This window comes from Polaribacter atrinae, from assembly GCF_038023995.1.
Lineage (GTDB): Bacteria > Bacteroidota > Bacteroidia > Flavobacteriales > Flavobacteriaceae > Polaribacter > Polaribacter atrinae.
This window is the reverse complement of record NZ_CP150660.1, coordinates 2,867,152-2,885,021: the sequence shown is the minus strand read 5'-3', so window position 1 is coordinate 2,885,021 and position 17,870 is coordinate 2,867,152. Positions and strand designations below refer to the sequence as shown.

Genomic DNA, 17,870 nt, shown 5'->3' with positions numbered 1-17,870 from the left:
CCTATTTTATGGAGTCCAGAAAACCCATATTTATACAAAGCAGTCACAAAACTTTACATAAAAAATCAATTAAAAGATGAAATCTCAACAAAATTTGGGATTAGAGAAATAAAATACGAACCCCAAAAAGGGTTTAGCTTAAACGGTAAAACAACAAAATTTAAAGGAGTTTGTCTACATCACGATTTAGGTCCTTTAGGAACAGCGGTAAATACCGCAGCTTTAAAAAGACAGTTGACAATTCTAAAAGACATGGGAGTTAACGCAATTAGAAGCTCGCACAATATGCCTTCTTTTGAGCAACTTCAACTTTGTGACGAAATGGGTTTTCTTTTTCTAGCAGAAAGTTTTGATGAATGGGCAAAACCAAAAATAAAAAATGGCTACAATCGTTTTTTTGAAGAATATGCAGAAAAAGATATTGTTAACTTAGTTAGAGCTACAAGAAACCATCCTTCAATTGTAATGTGGAGTTCTGGAAATGAAGTACCTGATCAATGGGGAGAAGAAGGTGTAAAACGCGCAAAATGGTTGCAAGATATTTTCCACAGAGAAGACCCAACAAGACCTGTTACAGTTGGAATGGATCAAGTAAAGGCAGTTATGGCTTCTGGCTTTGGAGCAATTATGGATATCCCTGGTTTAAATTACAGGGTACATTTATATGATGAAGCTTATAAAAGATTTCCTCAAGGGCTTTTATTAGGTTCAGAAACGGCATCAACAGTTAGCTCTAGAGGCATCTATAAATTTCCTGTAGAAAAAGCAGCAATGAAAAAATATACTGATTTTCAAAGTTCTTCTTATGACTTAGAATATTGTAGTTGGTCTAACTTACCAGAAGATGACTTTATCTTACAAGATGATAAACCTTGGGTTATTGGTGAGTTTGTTTGGACAGGTTTTGATTATTTAGGAGAACCAACTCCATATGATGAAAGCTGGCCTTCTAGAAGTTCTTATTTCGGAATTAATGACTTAGCAGGTTTGCCAAAAGACAGGTATTACTTGTACAGAAGTAGATGGAACACCAAAGAAGAAACCTTACATATTTTACCTCATTGGAATTGGGAAGGAAGAGAAGGTGAAAAAACACCCGTTTTTGTGTACACAAACTACAATAGCGCAGAACTATTTGTAAATGGAAAAAGCATGGGAATTCAAAAGAAACATCACTCTAGTCCACAAAATAGATATCGCTTAATGTGGATGGATGTAAAATACGAACCAGGAACTTTAAAGGTTATTGCTTATGATGAAGAAGGAAACCCTGTTTCTGAAAAAGAAATTCATACTGCTGGTAAACCTTCAAAAATAATTCTGAGCCCAGACAGAAAAATTATAAAAGCAGATGGAAAAGATTTATCTTATGTTACTGTTTCTGTAGTAGATAAAAACGGAATTGAATGCCCAACAGCAACTAATCAACTTAAATTTAAAGTAAAAGGAAATGCAAGTTATAGAGCTGCCTGTAATGGAGACCCAACTTCATTAGAATTATTTCACTTACCAACAATGAAACTTTTTAGTGGTAAATTGGTAGTAATGGTACAAGCTTCAAAAAAAGAAGGAGATATAGAATTAACTGTTACAGGAAAAGGGTTATTAACAGGAAAGTTAAGTTTAAGTTCTAAAAAAATGGATTTTTAATTTACACTCTAAAACAGAATTACATACAATTTTTCACCTCAGTAAGTCATTTACCATTATTTACTTTAACAATTATAGGCAAAACTAAAATTCTAACTAACGTTCAATTATCATCATTGTGAGTGGATATTAAACACTTTTTATTGATCTTAAAAATAACTTTCTATTTTAAAAAGGTAATGAATAAGTAATTAATAGATTGAGTGTAAAATAAATACAAAACACTATTTGTCAATCAAATAAAATACAGTACATTTGCACTCCTTTTTTAAGGAAAATTCAATTATTAATAAACAAAAACTAATAGTGTAATTATGAACACATTAAGTTACAAAACAGTATCAGCAAACAGCGCTACCGTAAACAAGGAGTGGGTTTTAGTTGATGCAGACGGGCAAACGTTGGGTCGTCTAGCTTCTAAAGTAGCAAAGCTAATTAGAGGTAAATACAAACCAAATTTTACTCCTCACGTAGATTGTGGAGACAACGTGGTTATTATCAACGCAGAAAAAATTGTTTTAACTGGTAACAAATGGAGAGACAAATCTTACATTCGTCACACAGGTTATCCAGGAGGACAAAGATCGTTAACTGCAACAGAAATGTTTGAGAAAGATCCTACAAGATTAATCGAAAAAGCAGTAAAAGGAATGTTACCTAAAAACATTTTAGGAGCAGCTCTATACAGAAACTTGTATGTATATGCAGGTGGAGAGCACAAACAAGCAGGTCAAGAACCTAAAGCTATTAACCTTAACGATCTTAAATAATGGATATAGTACATAAAATCGGTAGAAGAAAAACAGCTGTAGCTCGTATTTATCTTTCAGAAGGAAGCGGTAACATTACCGTAAACAAAAAAGATTACAAAAACTACTTTACTACAGGTACATTACAGTATAAAGTACAACAACCTTTAATGTTAACAGAAAACTTAGAATCTTATGATATTAAAGTTAATGTTTACGGAGGTGGTGTAACAGGACAAGCAGAAGCTATCCGTTTAGCTATTACTAGAGCTTTAGTTGCTATCAACGAAGAGCACAGATTAGTATTGAAACCAGAAGGTTTATTAACTCGTGACCCAAGAATGGTTGAACGTAAGAAATTCGGTCAGAAAAAAGCACGTAAAAAATTCCAATTCTCGAAACGTTAATATATCGCAGAATTTATTCTGCACTATATTATATCGAGAACTGTTATTATATTTTAATATTAAACAGTTTAGCATCTAAATAGTTAGGACTCGAAAGACTACCTAACTATTGATTTCAAAACAGAAAGTAAACACATTTAAGAAAATGGCAAACGTAAACATTCAAGAATTATTAGATAGTGGTGTACACTTTGGACACTTAACTAGAAAATGGAACCCAAACATGGCTCCATACATTTATACAGAACGTAATGGTGTTCACATCATCGATTTGTATAAAACAGCAGCAAAAATAGAAGAAACTTCAGAAGCTTTAAAAAAGATCGCTAACTCTGGACGTAAAATTTTATTTGTAGCTACTAAAAAGCAAGCAAAAGATATTGTTGCAGAAAAAGCAAAAGCAGTAAACATGCCTTACATCACAGAAAGATGGCCTGGTGGTATGTTAACAAACTTTATTACTATTAGAAAAGCTGTTAAGAAAATGGCTCATATTGATAGAATGAAGTTAGATGGATCTTTTGATGCATTATCTAAAAGAGAAAAATTACAAATCAATCGTCAGAGAGAAAAATTAGAAAAGAATTTAGGTTCTATTTCTGATATGACTCGTTTACCTGGAGCATTATTTGTAGTAGATATTAAAAAAGAGCACATTGCTGTAGCAGAAGCTCAAAAATTAAGCATTCCAATTTTTGCTATGGTTGATACAAACTCTGATCCTAGATTAGTAGATTTTATCATTCCAGCAAATGATGATGCTTCTAAGTCTATAGACAAAGTATTATCTTATGTTACTGATGCAATTGCAGAAGGTTTATCTGATAGAAAAGCAGACAAAGAAAAAGTAAAAGAAACTAAAGAAGTTGCAGCTCCAAAGGCAGAAAAAGCAGCTCCTAAAGCAGAAGTTACTGAAGCACCTGCTGAAGAAAAAAAATAATTCTAACTAAAAAACATACATAACATGGAAACAGTAAAGATTAGTGCTGCTGATGTTAAAAAATTAAGAGAAGCAACTGGAGCTGGAATGATGGACTGTAAAAAGGCATTAGTTGAGTCAGGTGGTGATTTTGATAAAGCAATTGATATTTTACGTAAAAAAGGTCAAAAAATTGCTGCAAAAAGAGCTGATAGAGAATCTACAGAAGGAGTTGCAGTAACAAAAATTAATGCTGATAATACTGCTGGTGTAGCAATCGTATTAGCATGTGAGACTGATTTTGTTGGTAAAAATGATGCTTTCGTTGAATTAGGAAGTCAATTTGCAGAAATTGCTTTAAATTATGCTGATAAAGAATCTTTCTTAGCTGCTGATTTTGGAGGAATGACTGTTGCTGATAAATTAATTGAGCAAACTGGTGTTATTGGAGAAAAGTTAGAGATAACAGCTTTTGAAAAAGTAGAAGCTGCTTATGTTGGTGCTTATACTCACATTGGTAAAATTGCAGCATTAGTAGGTTTATCTGCTGCTGTAGATAACGCTGATGTTTTAGCTAAAGATGTAGCAATGCAAGTAGCTTCTATGGGAGCATCTACATTGTCTTACAAAGATTTTGATCCTGCATTTGTTGCTGCTGAAACAGAAGCAAGAATTGCTGTGATTGAAAAAGATAATATTGAATTAGGAAGATTAGGGAAAACATTAAAAAATGTTCCTCAATTTATTTCTATGTCTCAATTATCTGAAGAAGTTTTAGCTAAAGCTGAAGAAGCTGCTAAAGCTGAATTAGCTGCAGAAGGAAAACCAGAAAAAATCTGGGATAGAATCTTACCAGGAAAAATGGAAAGATTTGTTTCTGACAACACTACTTTAGATACAGAGCAATGTCTTTTAGACCAAGCTTTTATTAAAGATGAAAAGAAAAATGTTGCACAATATGTTAAAACATATGGTGATGTTGAAGTAAGTACTTTTAAAAGAGTTACTTTAGGATAAACATTTATCTGTTATTCTTGGAAAAACAAGAATAAAATATTTAAAACCTCGCATTCTATAAATTTAGAATTGCGAGGTTTTTTTTGATTCCAAAAAAAGGAAACTCAAAAAAAAAGCTTAATTTTGCACAATTCTTATTTTCACAAAAGTGCAAATCTAAAAAATATAAAAAGCTTTATGCAATACAATAGAATTCTTTTAAAATTAAGTGGAGAAGCCCTAATGGGAGAAAGACAATACGGAATAGATCCTAAACGACTTTCTGAGTACGCAAAAGAAATAAAAGAAGTAGTAGAAAAAGGAATAGAAGTTGCCATAGTAATTGGTGGTGGAAATATTTTTAGAGGAGTTGCAGGTGCAGCAAATGGAATGGATAGAGTACAAGGAGACCACATGGGTATGTTAGCTACTTGTATTAACGGATTAGCATTACAAAGTGCACTAGAAGACCAAGGTGTTCATACACGTTTACAAACTGCATTAGAAATAAAGGAAGTTGCAGAACCTTATATCAAGAGAAAAGCAATTCGCCACTTAGAAAAAGGTAGAGTTGTTATTTTTGGTGCAGGAACAGGAAACCCATATTTTACAACGGATACAGCAGCTGTATTAAGAGCTATTGAGGTAAATGCAGATGCAATCTTAAAAGGAACTCGTGTAGACGGAATCTATGATGTAGATCCTGAAAAAAATAAAAATGCTATAAAATTTGAAAACATTACTTTTAAAGATGTAATTAAAAAAGGTCTTAAAGTAATGGATATGACAGCATTTACATTAAGTGAAGAAAATAAATTACCAATAATTGTTTTCGACATGAATACAAATGGAAACTTAATGAAATTAGTTTCTGGTGAAAAAATTGGTACTATTGTTAATACTCAATAATTAGAGTTTTTTTTATAAATTTACTGACAATGAACGAAGAAATTGAATTTATTCTTGATGGCGCTAAAGAAGCGATGAATAATGCTGTAGAGCATTTAGTAAAAGAATTAAGAACTATTAGAGCCGGTAAAGCAACACCAGCAATGTTAGCTAATGTAATGGTAGATTATTATGGTTCTCAAACTCCATTAAGCCAAATTGCAAATGTAAGCACACCAGATCCTAGAACCATATCTGTACAACCTTGGGAGAAAAACATGTTACAACCCATAGAAAAAGCAATTATGATTGCTAATCTTGGATTTAACCCAATGAACAATGGTGATATTATTATGATTAATGTACCACCATTAACAGAAGAAAGAAGAATAGGTTTAGCAAAACAAGCAAAAGCAGAAGCAGAACACGCTAAAGTGGGTATTAGAAATGCACGTAAAGATGCTAATAATGACATTAAAAAAACGGATGTTTCTGATGATCTTAAGAAGATTTCTGAAGATGATGTTCAAAAATTAACAGATGCTTTTGTAAAACAGATAGAAGAGAAACTTGCTGTTAAAGAAGTAGAAATCATGAAGGTTTAAGAAAAAACCTAATCAATTAAAAAGAGAGTGTTTCTTAGCACTCTCTTTTTATTTACACCAATATATATAGTTTTAACCACATCTACCTAATTTTTAATAAATGAATTTCTGGACAAAAGTTGCTGGCCTTATCTTAAGAAACCGTTATTTGGTTTTAATAGGTATTGCAATAATTACAGGTTTATTAGCTTCACAAATGAAATATATGAAATTTTCATATACAGAAGCCAACCTATTACCTGAAGATCATATAGCAAATCTAGATTACAATCGATTTTTAGAAATTTTTGGAGAAGAAGGTAACTTAGTTATATTAGGGATTAAAGACTCAACAGTATTTACTCCTAAAAAGTTTAATGCTTGGAATAATTTAGTACAAAAATTTGATAGTTTAGAAGAAATAGATTTTACAATTTCTATTGCTGATGTTCAAAAATTAAAAGCAGATAGAAAACAAAGAAAGTTTGTACTAGAACCTTTATACGATAAGGAACCAACAACAACAGAAGAAGTTCAAGAAATAAAAAAACAACTTTTTGAGAAACTCCCCTTCTACGATAATTTGCTCTTCAATAAAGAAACGGGTACATTACAAACCGCTATTTATATTAAAAAAGAAATCATAAATACCCCAAAGCGAAGAGATTTTATATTTAACACATTAATTCCTGCAATAGATAAATTTGAAAAAGACCACAATGTAGACATTCGAGTATCCGGAATGCCCTACATTAGAACTTTAAACGCACAAAATATACAAGATGAAATTCTACTCTTTGTATTAGGTGCATTAGGTATAACAGCTGTTATATTCTTCTTTTTCTTTAGATCTTTTAGAGCAACATTTATTACACTATTAGTAGTAATGACCGGTGTAATTTGGGCTTTTGGTTTTATAGGATGGTTTGGCTATGAAATAACTGTATTATCTGCATTAATACCTCCATTAATTATTGTTATTGGAGTACCAAATGCCGTTTTTCTAATTAATAAATATCAACAAGAGATAAAAAAACATGGTCAACAAGCAAAAGCTTTACAACGTGTAATTTCTAAAGTCGGTAATGCTACTTTAATGACCAACATTACAACTGCATCTGGTTTTGCAACTTTTGTTTTTGTGAAAAGTAGTTTATTAAGAGAGTTTGGTATTTTAGCTTCAGTTAACATCATTAGTATCTTTGTATTAGCATTACTAATTATACCTATTTTATATAGTTTTATGCCACTTCCAAAGAAGAAGCATTTAAACCATCTTGAAACAAAGTGGATTGAAAATGTAGTGAATTGGATGGAGAAAATGGTAAAAAATCAAAGAATCACAATTTATTTTACCACGGTTATTGTTATAATTGCTGCAATTATTGGTGTCTATAAAATAAAGGTTTCTGGAAGTTTAATAGAAGACATGCCTAAAAGTTTAGAGTTTTATCAAGATATAAAATTTTTTGAAAGTGAATTTGGAGGTATAATGCCATTAGAAATTTTAGTTGATACTAAAAAGGATAAAGGAGTTATGAGTTTGTCCACTTTAAAAAAGATGGAAAAAATAAATGAAGCCATAGAAGCATTTCCAGAACTTTCTAAACCAATCTCTATTACCAATGTAGTAAAATACTCTAAACAGGCTTATTACAAAGGGAACCCTAAATATTATCAGTTACCAACAAGTCAAGAACAAAGTTACATCTTTGCATATACCAAAAACTCAAATAGCGATGCTAGCATGCTTAAAAACTTTGTAGATTCTACAGGGCGCTATGCAAGAATAACTACTTTTATGAAAGACATTGGTACTGAAAAGATGAATGTAATTCAAGAACGTTTAAAAGAGGTTATTGCAAAAGAATTTCCATCAGATAAATATGAAGTTTCGGTTACAGGAAAAGCATTGGTTTTTATAAAAGGAACCAATTATTTAATCAAAAACCTAGTAATTTCTTTATCATTAGCCATTTTCTTAATCGCTATTTTTATGGCTTGGATGTTTAGATCTCCACCAATGATTTTTATATCATTAATACCTAACATATTACCGTTACTAATTACAGCTGGTTTAATGGGCTTCTTTAATATCCCTATAAAACCATCAACAATTCTTGTATTTAGTATTGCTTTTGGTATTTCTGTTGATGACACTATTCACTTTTTAGCAAAATATAGGCAAGAATTAATAACGAATAATTGGCGAATTAAACCTTCTGTATACGGAGCACTAAGGGAAACTGGTGTAAGTATGTTTTATACATCAATTGTACTATTCTTTGGTTTTTTAACCTTTACCCTTTCTAGTTTTGGAGGTACAATTGCATTAGGTGGTTTGGTTTCTGTAACTCTATTATTAGCAATGGTTTCTAACTTATTACTGCTACCTTCTTTATTATTAACTTTTGAAAAGAAAATAGCAAATAAAAAAGTTTTCAAAGAACCTGCCATAAGAATTATTCCTCCGGATGAGGACAAAATAAAAGAATAAGGTTTTATTATCACAAGAAAATTTACACAAAAATCGGATGTTATTATTTAACATCCGATTTTTGTATAAATAAAAAAAGCAGAATTTAACAATAAAAATTAATAGTTTTTTAAGATAAACCTATCTAAAACTACTTTAAAATATCATTGCCATCTTCTTACAAAAAAGTATCTTTACTCTTTACTAAAAAACATTTATTATGTATTCTATATCAGTTTTCTTAACAAAAAAATTATCTTTTTTTTGAGAGATTTAAGCCCATTAAGAAAATAAAATTCTTCTTAAATAGCGTCTTTATATAGAAAAAACAGCAGGAAAATATAACTTATTAATAACATATATTTATATCAATATTATAAGAATATGATAAACAGCAACGTAGCCGAACTTTTAAAATCGGAAGGATTATTACTACAAGAAGTAACCCTAAAAGGATGGGTTAGAACATTTAGAAGCAATCGTTTTATTGCTTTAAATGATGGTTCTACAATAAACAACATACAATGTGTTATCGATTTTGAAAACACAGACGAAACTACATTAAAAAGAATTACAACAGGTGCCGCTATTAATATAAAAGGGACTTTAGCAGCAAGTCAAGGAAAAGGACAATCTGTAGAAATTCAAGTTTCAGAAATAGATATTTTAGGAGATTCTAATCCAGATGAATACCCTATTCAACCTAAAAAACACAGTTTCGAGTTTTTAAGAGAAAATGCTCATTTACGTGTTAGAACTAATACATTTAGCGCTGTAATGCGTGTACGTTCTAAATTATCTTTTGCAGTACATCAGTATTTTCAAGAAAGAGATTTTAATTATGTACATACACCAATTGTTACCGGATCTGATGCAGAAGGAGCAGGAGAAATGTTTAAGGTTACAACCTTTAAAGACAATGAAGCGCCTGTAACAGAAGATGGAAAAATTGACCATTCTAAAGATTTCTTTGGCAAGGAAACTAACCTAACTGTTTCTGGTCAATTAGAAGCAGAAACTTTTGCAATGGCATTAGGTAAAGCTTATACTTTTGGACCAACATTTAGAGCTGAAAATTCAAATACAACGCGTCATTTAGCAGAATTTTGGATGATAGAACCAGAAGTAGCCTTTATGGACCTTGATGGTAATATGGATTTAGCAGAAGACTTTATTAAATATGTAATAAACTATGTTTTAGATAAATGTAAAGATGATTTAGCTTTTCTAGACCAACGTTTAACACAAGAAGATAAAAGTAAGCCACAAGCAGAAAGAAGTGAAATGAGTTTGCTAGAGAAACTAAAGTTTGTTGTAGAAAACAACTTTAAAAGAGTTTCTTATACAGAGGCAATTGATATTTTACGTAATTCTAAACCAAATAAAAAGAAAAAATTTCAATTCCCAATTAATGAATGGGGTGCAGATTTACAATCTGAACACGAACGTTTTTTAGTTGAAAAGCATTTCAAATGTCCGGTTATTTTATTTGATTATCCTGCAGACATCAAAGCATTTTATATGCGTTTAAATGATGATGGAAAAACAGTTAGAGCAATGGATGTTTTATTTCCTGGAATTGGAGAAATTGTTGGAGGTTCACAGAGAGAAGAGCGCTATGATGTTCTACTTGATAAAATGAAAGCACACGGAATCGAAGAAGAGCTTTGGTGGTATTTAGACTTAAGAAAGTTTGGTACAGCAGTACATTCTGGTTTTGGATTAGGTTTTGAAAGACTTGTACAATTTACTACAGGAATGAGTAATATTAGAGATGTAATTCCATTTCCAAGAACACCACAAAATGCAGATTTTTAAAAAAAACAAAAATTAAAGTACTAAAAAACGTCATTCCTATCAGAATGACGTTTTTTATTTTAACCTATTTCATATATTTGTCTATATGCTAAAACAAAGTTTACAATACAAGCTATTACAGAAATTATCTCCTCAACAGATACAGTTGATGAAGTTAATTCAATTGCCTACGCAAGCTTTTGAGGAACGTCTTAAACAAGAAATTGAAGAAAATCCTGCATTAGACACTGGTAAAGATGATTCTGATTCTATAGATGATGATTTATCAAATGAATATGATGATGCAGGAACCGAGAAAATAGAAGCAGAAGACATCAATATAGATGATTATCTGAGTGATGACGAAATACCAAGTTATAAAACTCAGGCAAATAATTACTCTGCAGATGATGAAGAGAAAAACGTGCCATATGCTAGTGGTACAAGTTTTCACCAATCCTTAAAAAATCAATTAAGTACATATACATTTAATGATGAAGAACTGTCTATTGCCGAATTTTTGGTTGGTAGTATAGATGACAGTGGCTATATAAGAAGAGATATTATAGACTTAGTAGATGATTTAGCTTTTACAGAAAATGTTTTTACAACCGAAGAAAAAGTAATCTCGATTCTAAAAAAAGTAGTACACACTTTAGACCCTATTGGAGTTGGAGCAAGGGATTTAAAAGAGTGTTTAATTATTCAATTAAAAAGAAAAGAAAGCAATAAAATTAGAAGTTTAGCCATTGAGATTCTAGAGACTGCTTTTGATCATTTTGTAAAGAAGCATTACAAAAAATTACAAGAAAAATTTAATATTTCTGAAGAAGAATTAAAAGAAGTAAATCAAGAAATATCTAAACTAAACCCTAAACCTGGTAGTTCTTATGCAGGTAATAATAAGATAGCAGAACAAATTGTTCCAGATTTTTCTATTAAGTTGGTTGATGGAGAATTAGATTTAGTTTTAAACTCTAGAAATGCTCCCGAATTGCATATTTCTAGAGAATATAACAATATGCTTAAAGGGTATCAAGAAGCTACTGTAAAAAGTAAGTCTCAAAAAGATGCAGTATTCTTTATCAAACAAAAATTAGATTCGGCTAAATGGTTTATTGATGCAATTAAACAGCGTCAGCAAACACTTTTAGTAACAATGAATACGATTATGCACTATCAGTATGAATATTTTTTAACTGGTGATGAGCGCAAGCTAAAACCTATGATTTTAAAAGATATTGCAGACAAAATTAACATGGATGTTTCAACCGTTTCTAGAGTTGCAAATAGTAAATATGTATCTACTCCTTATGGTACAAAATTGATTAAAGAATTCTTTTCTGAATCTATGAAAAACGACCAAGGAGAAGATGTTTCTACCAAAGAAATAAAAAAGATACTAGAAACCGTCATTTTTGAAGAAGATAAAAAGAAACCTTTAACTGACGAAAAATTAGCAGCAATTTTAAAAGAAAAAGGCTACCCTATTGCTAGAAGAACAGTAGCAAAATATAGAGAACAATTAGATTTACCGGTAGCTCGTTTACGTAAAGAAATTTAATGAAATTTCATAAATTCATATCTGTTATGCTGCACCCAATTGTAATTCCTACAATTGGAATAACCTTATATTTTATTTTAATACAAAATAGCTTTAGTAGAAACCAAAAATTTGCAGTATTAGGCTTAATTTTTATTACAACTTACATTGTTCCTTTACTCATACTGATACTTTTTAGAAGGTTTAAGCTAATAAAATCTTTTAAAGCTGATAGTATAAAGGAAAGAAAAGTTCCTGTTGCTATGATGATTGTGTTGTTCTATTTACTGGGGAATACCTTATATGGAATAGAGAATCTAAAAGACTTAGGAATGCTTTTTTATGCTACTTCTTTAGGCTTAGTATCCATATACATATTATTCGCTTTTAAAATAAAAACAAGCATTCATTTAATATCCATAGGAATCACTGTTGGTTTCTTTTACGTATTGAGTTTTATATATCAACAAAATTTAATAGCGGTAATTGTTTGTGGTTTGCTCCTCTCGGGGATGCTTGCAAGCGCAAGACTGCATTTAAAAGCACATACGCAAAAAGAAGTATATTTAGGCTTTGTGTTGGGTTTTTTAGCTCCAAGTATTGTTTTCTACTTTTTATAAAAGATAGAAAATTAGTCCAAATTTTAAGATTTTAGTATTTATAACCTCTCCGTTTATAGTACTATTTTTAAAGACTGGTGTTAAACCGTAATAAAGATTAATATTAAATTCATCATAACCTGTAGAAAGAGTTAATCCATACTGAAGTTTATTATAATTAGAAACATCCTTATATTTAAAGGTATTACCATTTACATCATCGAACTGAAATTTATTGGAGAAATTATATAGGAATTTTATCCCTGCATATATCCTCCAGAAACTATATTTTGTTGCCGTAGAAGTTCTCCATCTTAGTTCTAATGGAAGCTCTACGTTGTGAGATTTAAACAAATTAGCACTAATAGTAGCATCACTACTAAAAACAGATGTATTGTTTATTTCCTCGACTTTTAATTTATGATTAAAGAAATCAAATCCATAACCTACACCAGCTGCTATAGATACATTACCTTGTTTATTTAGAATTAAATCTTTTAGAACACCAATGGAAAGTCCATATGAAAAATTACTCTTAAAGATCTCTTGCGGTTGATCTAAAAACTGAGCGTATGAAACTGCTACATAAATTTGATCTTCTGCGTACCTATCACCAAGATTTAAGGAATCTTTTTGGCTAAAAGCACCAATGACGTTAATAAAGATAAAAAGGAAGGTTAAGGCTGTTTTCATATACAAATTTAACGTATTATAAAGCGAGAATATTTTCTGAGTATTATAATTTCTGAAAAAAAACATAAAAAAAAGGATAATTCAATGAATTATCCTTTTTTTAAAAATTATATTATATAGATTACTCAGTCTTTTTTGAAGCAGAATAACTAATTTTAAGAGCATTTACATCTCTTAATTTTAATCTAATATCAGTAATTGTTCCTACACTAGATTCCGTATCTGCCTTAATAGAAGTTGTCATAAATGGAACTTCTGCTTCAGAAACTTTAGATCTTGCATTTATTATAAATGCTGGAACTTCATCTGCAGTAGCAATTTTATCATTCAATTGAATTCTATTATAACTTGTACCATATTTAACATCTTTGGCTTTACCTACATAAATAGTAGTTACCAAACTTTTATGTTCTAATTTCTTTACTTCTGTTGCCGAAGGTAACCTTGGAGCATCAATTTGTAAAGAAGTTTCTCTCATAGTAGTAGTTACCATGAAAAAGAATAACAACATAAATACAATATCTGGTAAAGCTGCAGTATTAACTGCTGGCATTCCTTTCTTCTTTTTTCTAAATTTAGACATACTGTTAAATTTTAAAAATTAATTTGTAGGTTCTTGATCTGAAATAATTTGAGGATAAGCTGTTTTTATAAATTCAACTTTCTTTTTCAAATTCTCATTAGTCCTATCATCCTTATAAGCTTCTTCAAGTTCTTCAAAAGGAGTACCGTATTTCTCAACACTTAACCTATTTCTTAAAAAACTATAAGCTTTTAACAATTCATCTTGAACAGTTAAATACGTCCCATATTCTGTTAATCTATCACTCTGTACCGAAATAATTGCTTTGTTAGGGTGATCTGAAGAAGAATCACTTCTTTCACCTTTACAATAACTACATGGTCCACTAGCAACACCATCTTCAACTTTACCTTCACCTCCACCATTATCTACAAAACCGATAGCGGCTTCTTTCAGGTCTTTAATATCCATTCTTTCGCCTTCAACTAAAAGCTCATTATTTCTATTAATGTTTACCTCAAAAATGTTTTTTTCTTTAATAACAGGTGGTACATAATCTGCTGGTGGTTTTTCAGAAAGTTTTTTAGAAACTCCTGAATCCACATTCATTGTTGTTGTTACTAAGAAAAAAATTAACAGCAAGAAGGCAATATCTGCCATAGAACCTGCATTAATTTCTGGATTCTCTCTTCTTGCCATATTATTATGATTTTATTAATCCTTTTACTAAATCGTATACAAAGAACAAACTAGCTACAAGGCCTAAACAAACGCTATACCATATTCCAGTTCCTACCCATTGGTTACTAGAAGCTCCAGCTTCACCACCAACAAGTACTTTTCCTTGTGTATCTAATACAGCATTACTATCTGCTAAAAAGTAAGCAAAAACTAATACTACACCTAAAGCAGCAACTCCTAATAAAGTCTTTTTCAAATTTTCTGGATTTGTAAAAAGGCTAAATAAAGAAAGCAACAATGTTGCACCTACTGCAAAGTAAAGTAATATAGTAGAAAATGTAACTATACTACCAACAGAACCACTTAAGGCTGCTGTATCTCCCTCATCAGTCATAAAGATGTTGACAAAGAGAAAGGCTCCAATTACAGCTATAACAGCTATAAATATGTTTAAAATTTTTGATAAATTATTTTTCATAATATATCTTATTTTTTAAATTTCACTAATAAATCTATTAATTGAATAGATGCATCTTCCATGTTATTTACAATACTATCGATTTTAGAAACGATATAATTATAAAAAATTTGTAAAATAATTGCTACTATTAAACCAAATACTGTTGTTAATAAGGCTACTTTAATACCAACTGCTACAACTCCAGGAGAAATATCATTTGCTACTGCAATCATATCAAATGCCTGAATCATACCAATTACCGTACCCATAAACCCAAGCATCGGTGCTAAAGCAATAAATAAAGATAACCAAGAAATGTTTTTCTCTAAAAGTCCCATTTGAACTCCTCCATAAGAAACTACAGCTTTTTCTGCAGCATCTACTCCTTCATCTACTCTATCTAAACCTTGGTAAAAGATAGATGCAACTGGGCCTTTAGAGTTTCTACAAACTTCTTTAGCAGCTTCTATACCACCAGAACTTAAAGCATCATCTACACTTGCTACTAATTTCTTAGTATTTGTTGTTGCCATGTTTAAATAAATAATTCTTTCAATTGCTATTGCTAAACCTAAAATTAAGGCTACTAATACAATTCCCATAAATTCTGGGCCACCCTCAATAAAACGTTGTTTTAATTCTTGGTGGAAAGTTTTTGACTCTTCAGCTGCTTCTTGTGCGAAAGTTGATTGAATAGCTCCAAAAAACATAAATCCTGTTACGGATAGGACATTTACTACTTTTTTCATCTTTGTTATAATTAATTTTTAATAGTTAACGGGTTAAAGATATTAATTTTCATCTCAAAAAAACAATATGAATGATAATTTAATTAAAAATAACCACTCTAATACTTTTGAGAGTGCCAAGTAACAAAAAAATATTGAGCATTTAAAAAAAAAATCAATCTATTTGATGTTAAAAACTTCATTTAACTCAATTATATCTTTAAAAATGATAATTATCAGTTAATTCGCCTCTTAATGATTTTTCAAAAAAATGTCTAAACTCTTCATCTGATAGGTTTTTATCTAATAAGTACATTAATTTAGCGATTGCAGACTCGGTGGTAATATCTCTACCGTTAATAACTCCCATTTCTAAAAGCAATAAACTAGTATCATAATGCCCCATCATTACCCTACCACTTTTACATTGGGTTACGTTTATAATTTTAATTCCTTTATCTATAGCCTTTTTTAACAAGCTTATAAAGCTTTCTGAATTTGGAGCATTACCAGACCCAAACGTTTCTAATACAACTCCTTTTAAATTTGGAATATTTAAAACACTTTCTATAACTACATTTGATATTCCGGGAAACAATTTTAAAATTACTACTTCATCAACCAAATTCTTTCTAACAATTAAATCATTTTCTTTATTCTTAGATTGATGAACTATATGCTCATTAAATTTAAGATGCACACCACTTTCTGCTAGTGGAGGAAAGTTTAAAGAAGTAAAAGCCTCAAATTGTTCTGAACTAATTTTAGTAGTTCTATTTGCCCTATATAATTTGTATTCGAAATACAAACAAACTTCAGATATAATAGGTACACCATTTTTGTTGGCACTTGCAACTTCTATTGAAGTAATTAAATTTTCTTTCGCATCTGTTCTTAAATCTCCTATAGGAAGTTGAGATCCTGTGAAAATGATGGGTTTTTGCAAATTTTCTAACATAAAACTTATTGCAGAAGAAGTATACGCCATAGTGTCTGAACCTGATAAAACAACAAAACCATCAAATTTTTTATAATTCTCTTCAATAATCTCTACAATACTAATATAATATTCGGTATTCATGTTTGATGAATCTATTGGCTCTTCAAATGAAATACTTTTTATACTACAGTTTAACTGTTGTAATTCTGGAATTTTATCTACAATCTGACTAAAATCGAATGATTTTAAAGCATTCGTTTTATAATCTTTAATCATACCAATAGTTCCTCCAGTATAAATGAGTAATATGTTGGGTTTCGTTGTCATTTTGTCATTTTTATTCTCCAAACAATAAATTGGAATACTTTATGTTGTAAATTTATCAAACAAAAATGAAATACAATTTTTAAACAATATAAATTATGATAGGTTTCTATATTTTAATTGGTGCAATTGCTTTAGCGAGTTGGTTAGTTAGTAATACTTTAAAAAATAAATTTAAAAAATACTCTAAAATTCAGCTTAGAAATGGGATGAGCGGTGCAGAAATTGCACAAAAAATGCTTGCTGATAACGGTATTTTTGATGTAAAAGTTATTTCTACACCTGGTAGATTAACAGACCATTACAATCCTGCAGATAAAACAGTAAATTTAAGTGAATCTGTTTACAACCAAAGAAACGCAGCTGCAGCTGCAGTTGCTGCACACGAATGCGGACACGCAGTGCAACACGCACAAGCATATAGTTATTTAACCATGCGATCTCAATTAGTGCCAATTGTAAGTCTAACTTCTAAATTCTCTCAATGGTTGGTAATTGGTGGTTTAATTATGGGAGCAGCCTCTGGATCTACCGGAATTGGTTTTTATATTGCCATTACTGGTTTGGTTTTTATGGGTTTTGCAACGCTTTTTAGCTTTATAACTTTACCTGTAGAATATGACGCTAGTAACAGAGCATTGGCTTGGTTAGAAAATAAGAATATGGTTAGTCAAGAAGAATTAGCTGGTGCAACAGACGCTCTAAAATGGGCTGCTAGAACGTATTTAGTAGCAGCTTTAGGTTCTCTAGCTTCATTATTATATTGGGGACTTCAAATTTTAGGAGGAAGAGATTAAGTATTGCAGATAATTTTTATCTTTCTGATATGCCAACCTAAATTCATATCCCTGCTAGAACAATATAATCTTTGACAGAAAAGTAATAACATTAATAAAATGTAAAATACAAGGGT

18 protein-coding genes are annotated in these 17,870 nt (G+C 30.5%); 12 read left to right on the top strand and 6 right to left on the bottom strand.

Annotated features, from left to right (window positions below):
- Positions 1 to 3: 3 nt before the first annotated feature.
- The 11 genes from WG945_RS12530 to WG945_RS12480 all read left to right on the top strand — a co-directional run bounded on the left by WG945_RS12530 (position 4) and on the right by WG945_RS12480 (position 12,629).
- A complete protein-coding gene (locus WG945_RS12530; RefSeq protein ID WP_317039180.1) occupies positions 4 to 1,650 on the top strand; it encodes a glycoside hydrolase family 2 TIM barrel-domain containing protein in 1,647 nt (548 codons plus the stop codon).
- A gap of 314 nt (positions 1,651 to 1,964) precedes the next feature.
- Positions 1,965 to 2,420 (top strand): 50S ribosomal protein L13, encoded by a 456-nt coding sequence (rplM, locus tag WG945_RS12525; protein ID WP_068449531.1) that lies wholly within the window; start codon positions 1,965 to 1,967, stop codon positions 2,418 to 2,420.
- Complete coding sequence (rpsI, locus tag WG945_RS12520; RefSeq protein ID WP_068449532.1) at positions 2,420 to 2,806, top strand: 30S ribosomal protein S9; 387 nt, start codon at positions 2,420 to 2,422, stop codon at positions 2,804 to 2,806. Before rplM ends, rpsI begins: the two co-directional genes overlap by 1 nt.
- A 145-nt stretch (positions 2,807 to 2,951) precedes the next feature.
- Entirely contained in the window at positions 2,952 to 3,746 is a 795-nt protein-coding gene (gene rpsB, locus WG945_RS12515) for a 30S ribosomal protein S2 (protein ID WP_068449533.1), read from the top strand.
- Positions 3,747 to 3,770: 24 nt separating this feature from the next.
- Positions 3,771 to 4,742: a translation elongation factor Ts gene (gene tsf / locus WG945_RS12510; protein WP_068449534.1), complete on the top strand. Its 972-nt coding sequence runs from the start codon at positions 3,771 to 3,773 to the stop codon at positions 4,740 to 4,742.
- Positions 4,743 to 4,919: 177 nt separating this feature from the next.
- A complete protein-coding gene (gene pyrH, locus WG945_RS12505; protein WP_068449535.1) occupies positions 4,920 to 5,630 on the top strand; it encodes a UMP kinase in 711 nt (236 codons plus the stop codon).
- A 29-nt stretch (positions 5,631 to 5,659) separates the two neighbouring features.
- Positions 5,660 to 6,214 carry a ribosome recycling factor gene (gene frr, locus WG945_RS12500; RefSeq protein WP_068449536.1) on the top strand — a complete coding sequence of 185 codons (555 nt, stop codon included), beginning with the start codon at positions 5,660 to 5,662 and terminating at the stop codon, positions 6,212 to 6,214.
- 100 nt (positions 6,215 to 6,314) lie between these two features.
- Entirely contained in the window at positions 6,315 to 8,690 is a 2,376-nt protein-coding gene (locus tag WG945_RS12495; RefSeq protein WP_068449537.1) for an efflux RND transporter permease subunit, read from the top strand.
- A 363-nt stretch (positions 8,691 to 9,053) separates the two neighbouring features.
- The gene (asnS, locus tag WG945_RS12490; RefSeq protein WP_068449538.1) at positions 9,054 to 10,487 is read left to right on the top strand and encodes an asparagine--tRNA ligase; all 1,434 of its coding nucleotides are present in this window, start codon (positions 9,054 to 9,056) and stop codon (positions 10,485 to 10,487) included.
- A gap of 85 nt (positions 10,488 to 10,572) precedes the next feature.
- Complete coding sequence (gene rpoN / locus WG945_RS12485) at positions 10,573 to 12,030, top strand: RNA polymerase factor sigma-54 (RefSeq protein WP_068449539.1); 1,458 nt, start codon at positions 10,573 to 10,575, stop codon at positions 12,028 to 12,030.
- Positions 12,030 to 12,629, top strand: a complete 600-nt coding sequence (locus WG945_RS12480) for a hypothetical protein (RefSeq protein ID WP_068449540.1) — start codon at positions 12,030 to 12,032, stop codon at positions 12,627 to 12,629. Before rpoN ends, WG945_RS12480 begins: the two co-directional genes overlap by 1 nt.
- Here the strand turns inward: WG945_RS12480 and WG945_RS12475 are convergent.
- The 6 genes from WG945_RS12475 to WG945_RS12450 form a co-directional block, all read right to left on the bottom strand.
- Positions 12,624 to 13,301 (bottom strand): porin family protein, encoded by a 678-nt coding sequence (locus WG945_RS12475; protein ID WP_068449541.1) that lies wholly within the window; start codon positions 13,299 to 13,301, stop codon positions 12,624 to 12,626. The genes WG945_RS12480 and WG945_RS12475 overlap by 6 nt on opposite strands.
- Before the next feature lie 121 nt (positions 13,302 to 13,422).
- Positions 13,423 to 13,884 (bottom strand): ExbD/TolR family protein, encoded by a 462-nt coding sequence (locus tag WG945_RS12470; protein WP_068449542.1) that lies wholly within the window; start codon positions 13,882 to 13,884, stop codon positions 13,423 to 13,425.
- 18 nt (positions 13,885 to 13,902) lie between these two features.
- Positions 13,903 to 14,523 carry an ExbD/TolR family protein gene (locus WG945_RS12465; RefSeq protein WP_068449543.1) on the bottom strand — a complete coding sequence of 207 codons (621 nt, stop codon included), beginning with the start codon at positions 14,521 to 14,523 and terminating at the stop codon, positions 13,903 to 13,905.
- A gap of 4 nt (positions 14,524 to 14,527) precedes the next feature.
- A complete protein-coding gene (locus tag WG945_RS12460; RefSeq protein WP_068449544.1) occupies positions 14,528 to 14,983 on the bottom strand; it encodes a hypothetical protein in 456 nt (151 codons plus the stop codon).
- 8 nt (positions 14,984 to 14,991) lie between these two features.
- Entirely contained in the window at positions 14,992 to 15,714 is a 723-nt protein-coding gene (locus WG945_RS12455; RefSeq protein WP_068449545.1) for a MotA/TolQ/ExbB proton channel family protein, read from the bottom strand.
- 199 nt (positions 15,715 to 15,913) lie between these two features.
- Positions 15,914 to 16,960: an asparaginase gene (locus WG945_RS12450; RefSeq protein WP_068449546.1), complete on the bottom strand. Its 1,047-nt coding sequence runs from the start codon at positions 16,958 to 16,960 to the stop codon at positions 15,914 to 15,916.
- A 95-nt stretch (positions 16,961 to 17,055) separates the two neighbouring features.
- Between WG945_RS12450 and WG945_RS12445 the strand changes: the two genes are divergently transcribed.
- Positions 17,056 to 17,754, top strand: a complete 699-nt coding sequence (locus WG945_RS12445) for a zinc metallopeptidase (protein WP_068449547.1) — start codon at positions 17,056 to 17,058, stop codon at positions 17,752 to 17,754.
- Positions 17,755 to 17,870 lie beyond the last annotated feature (116 nt).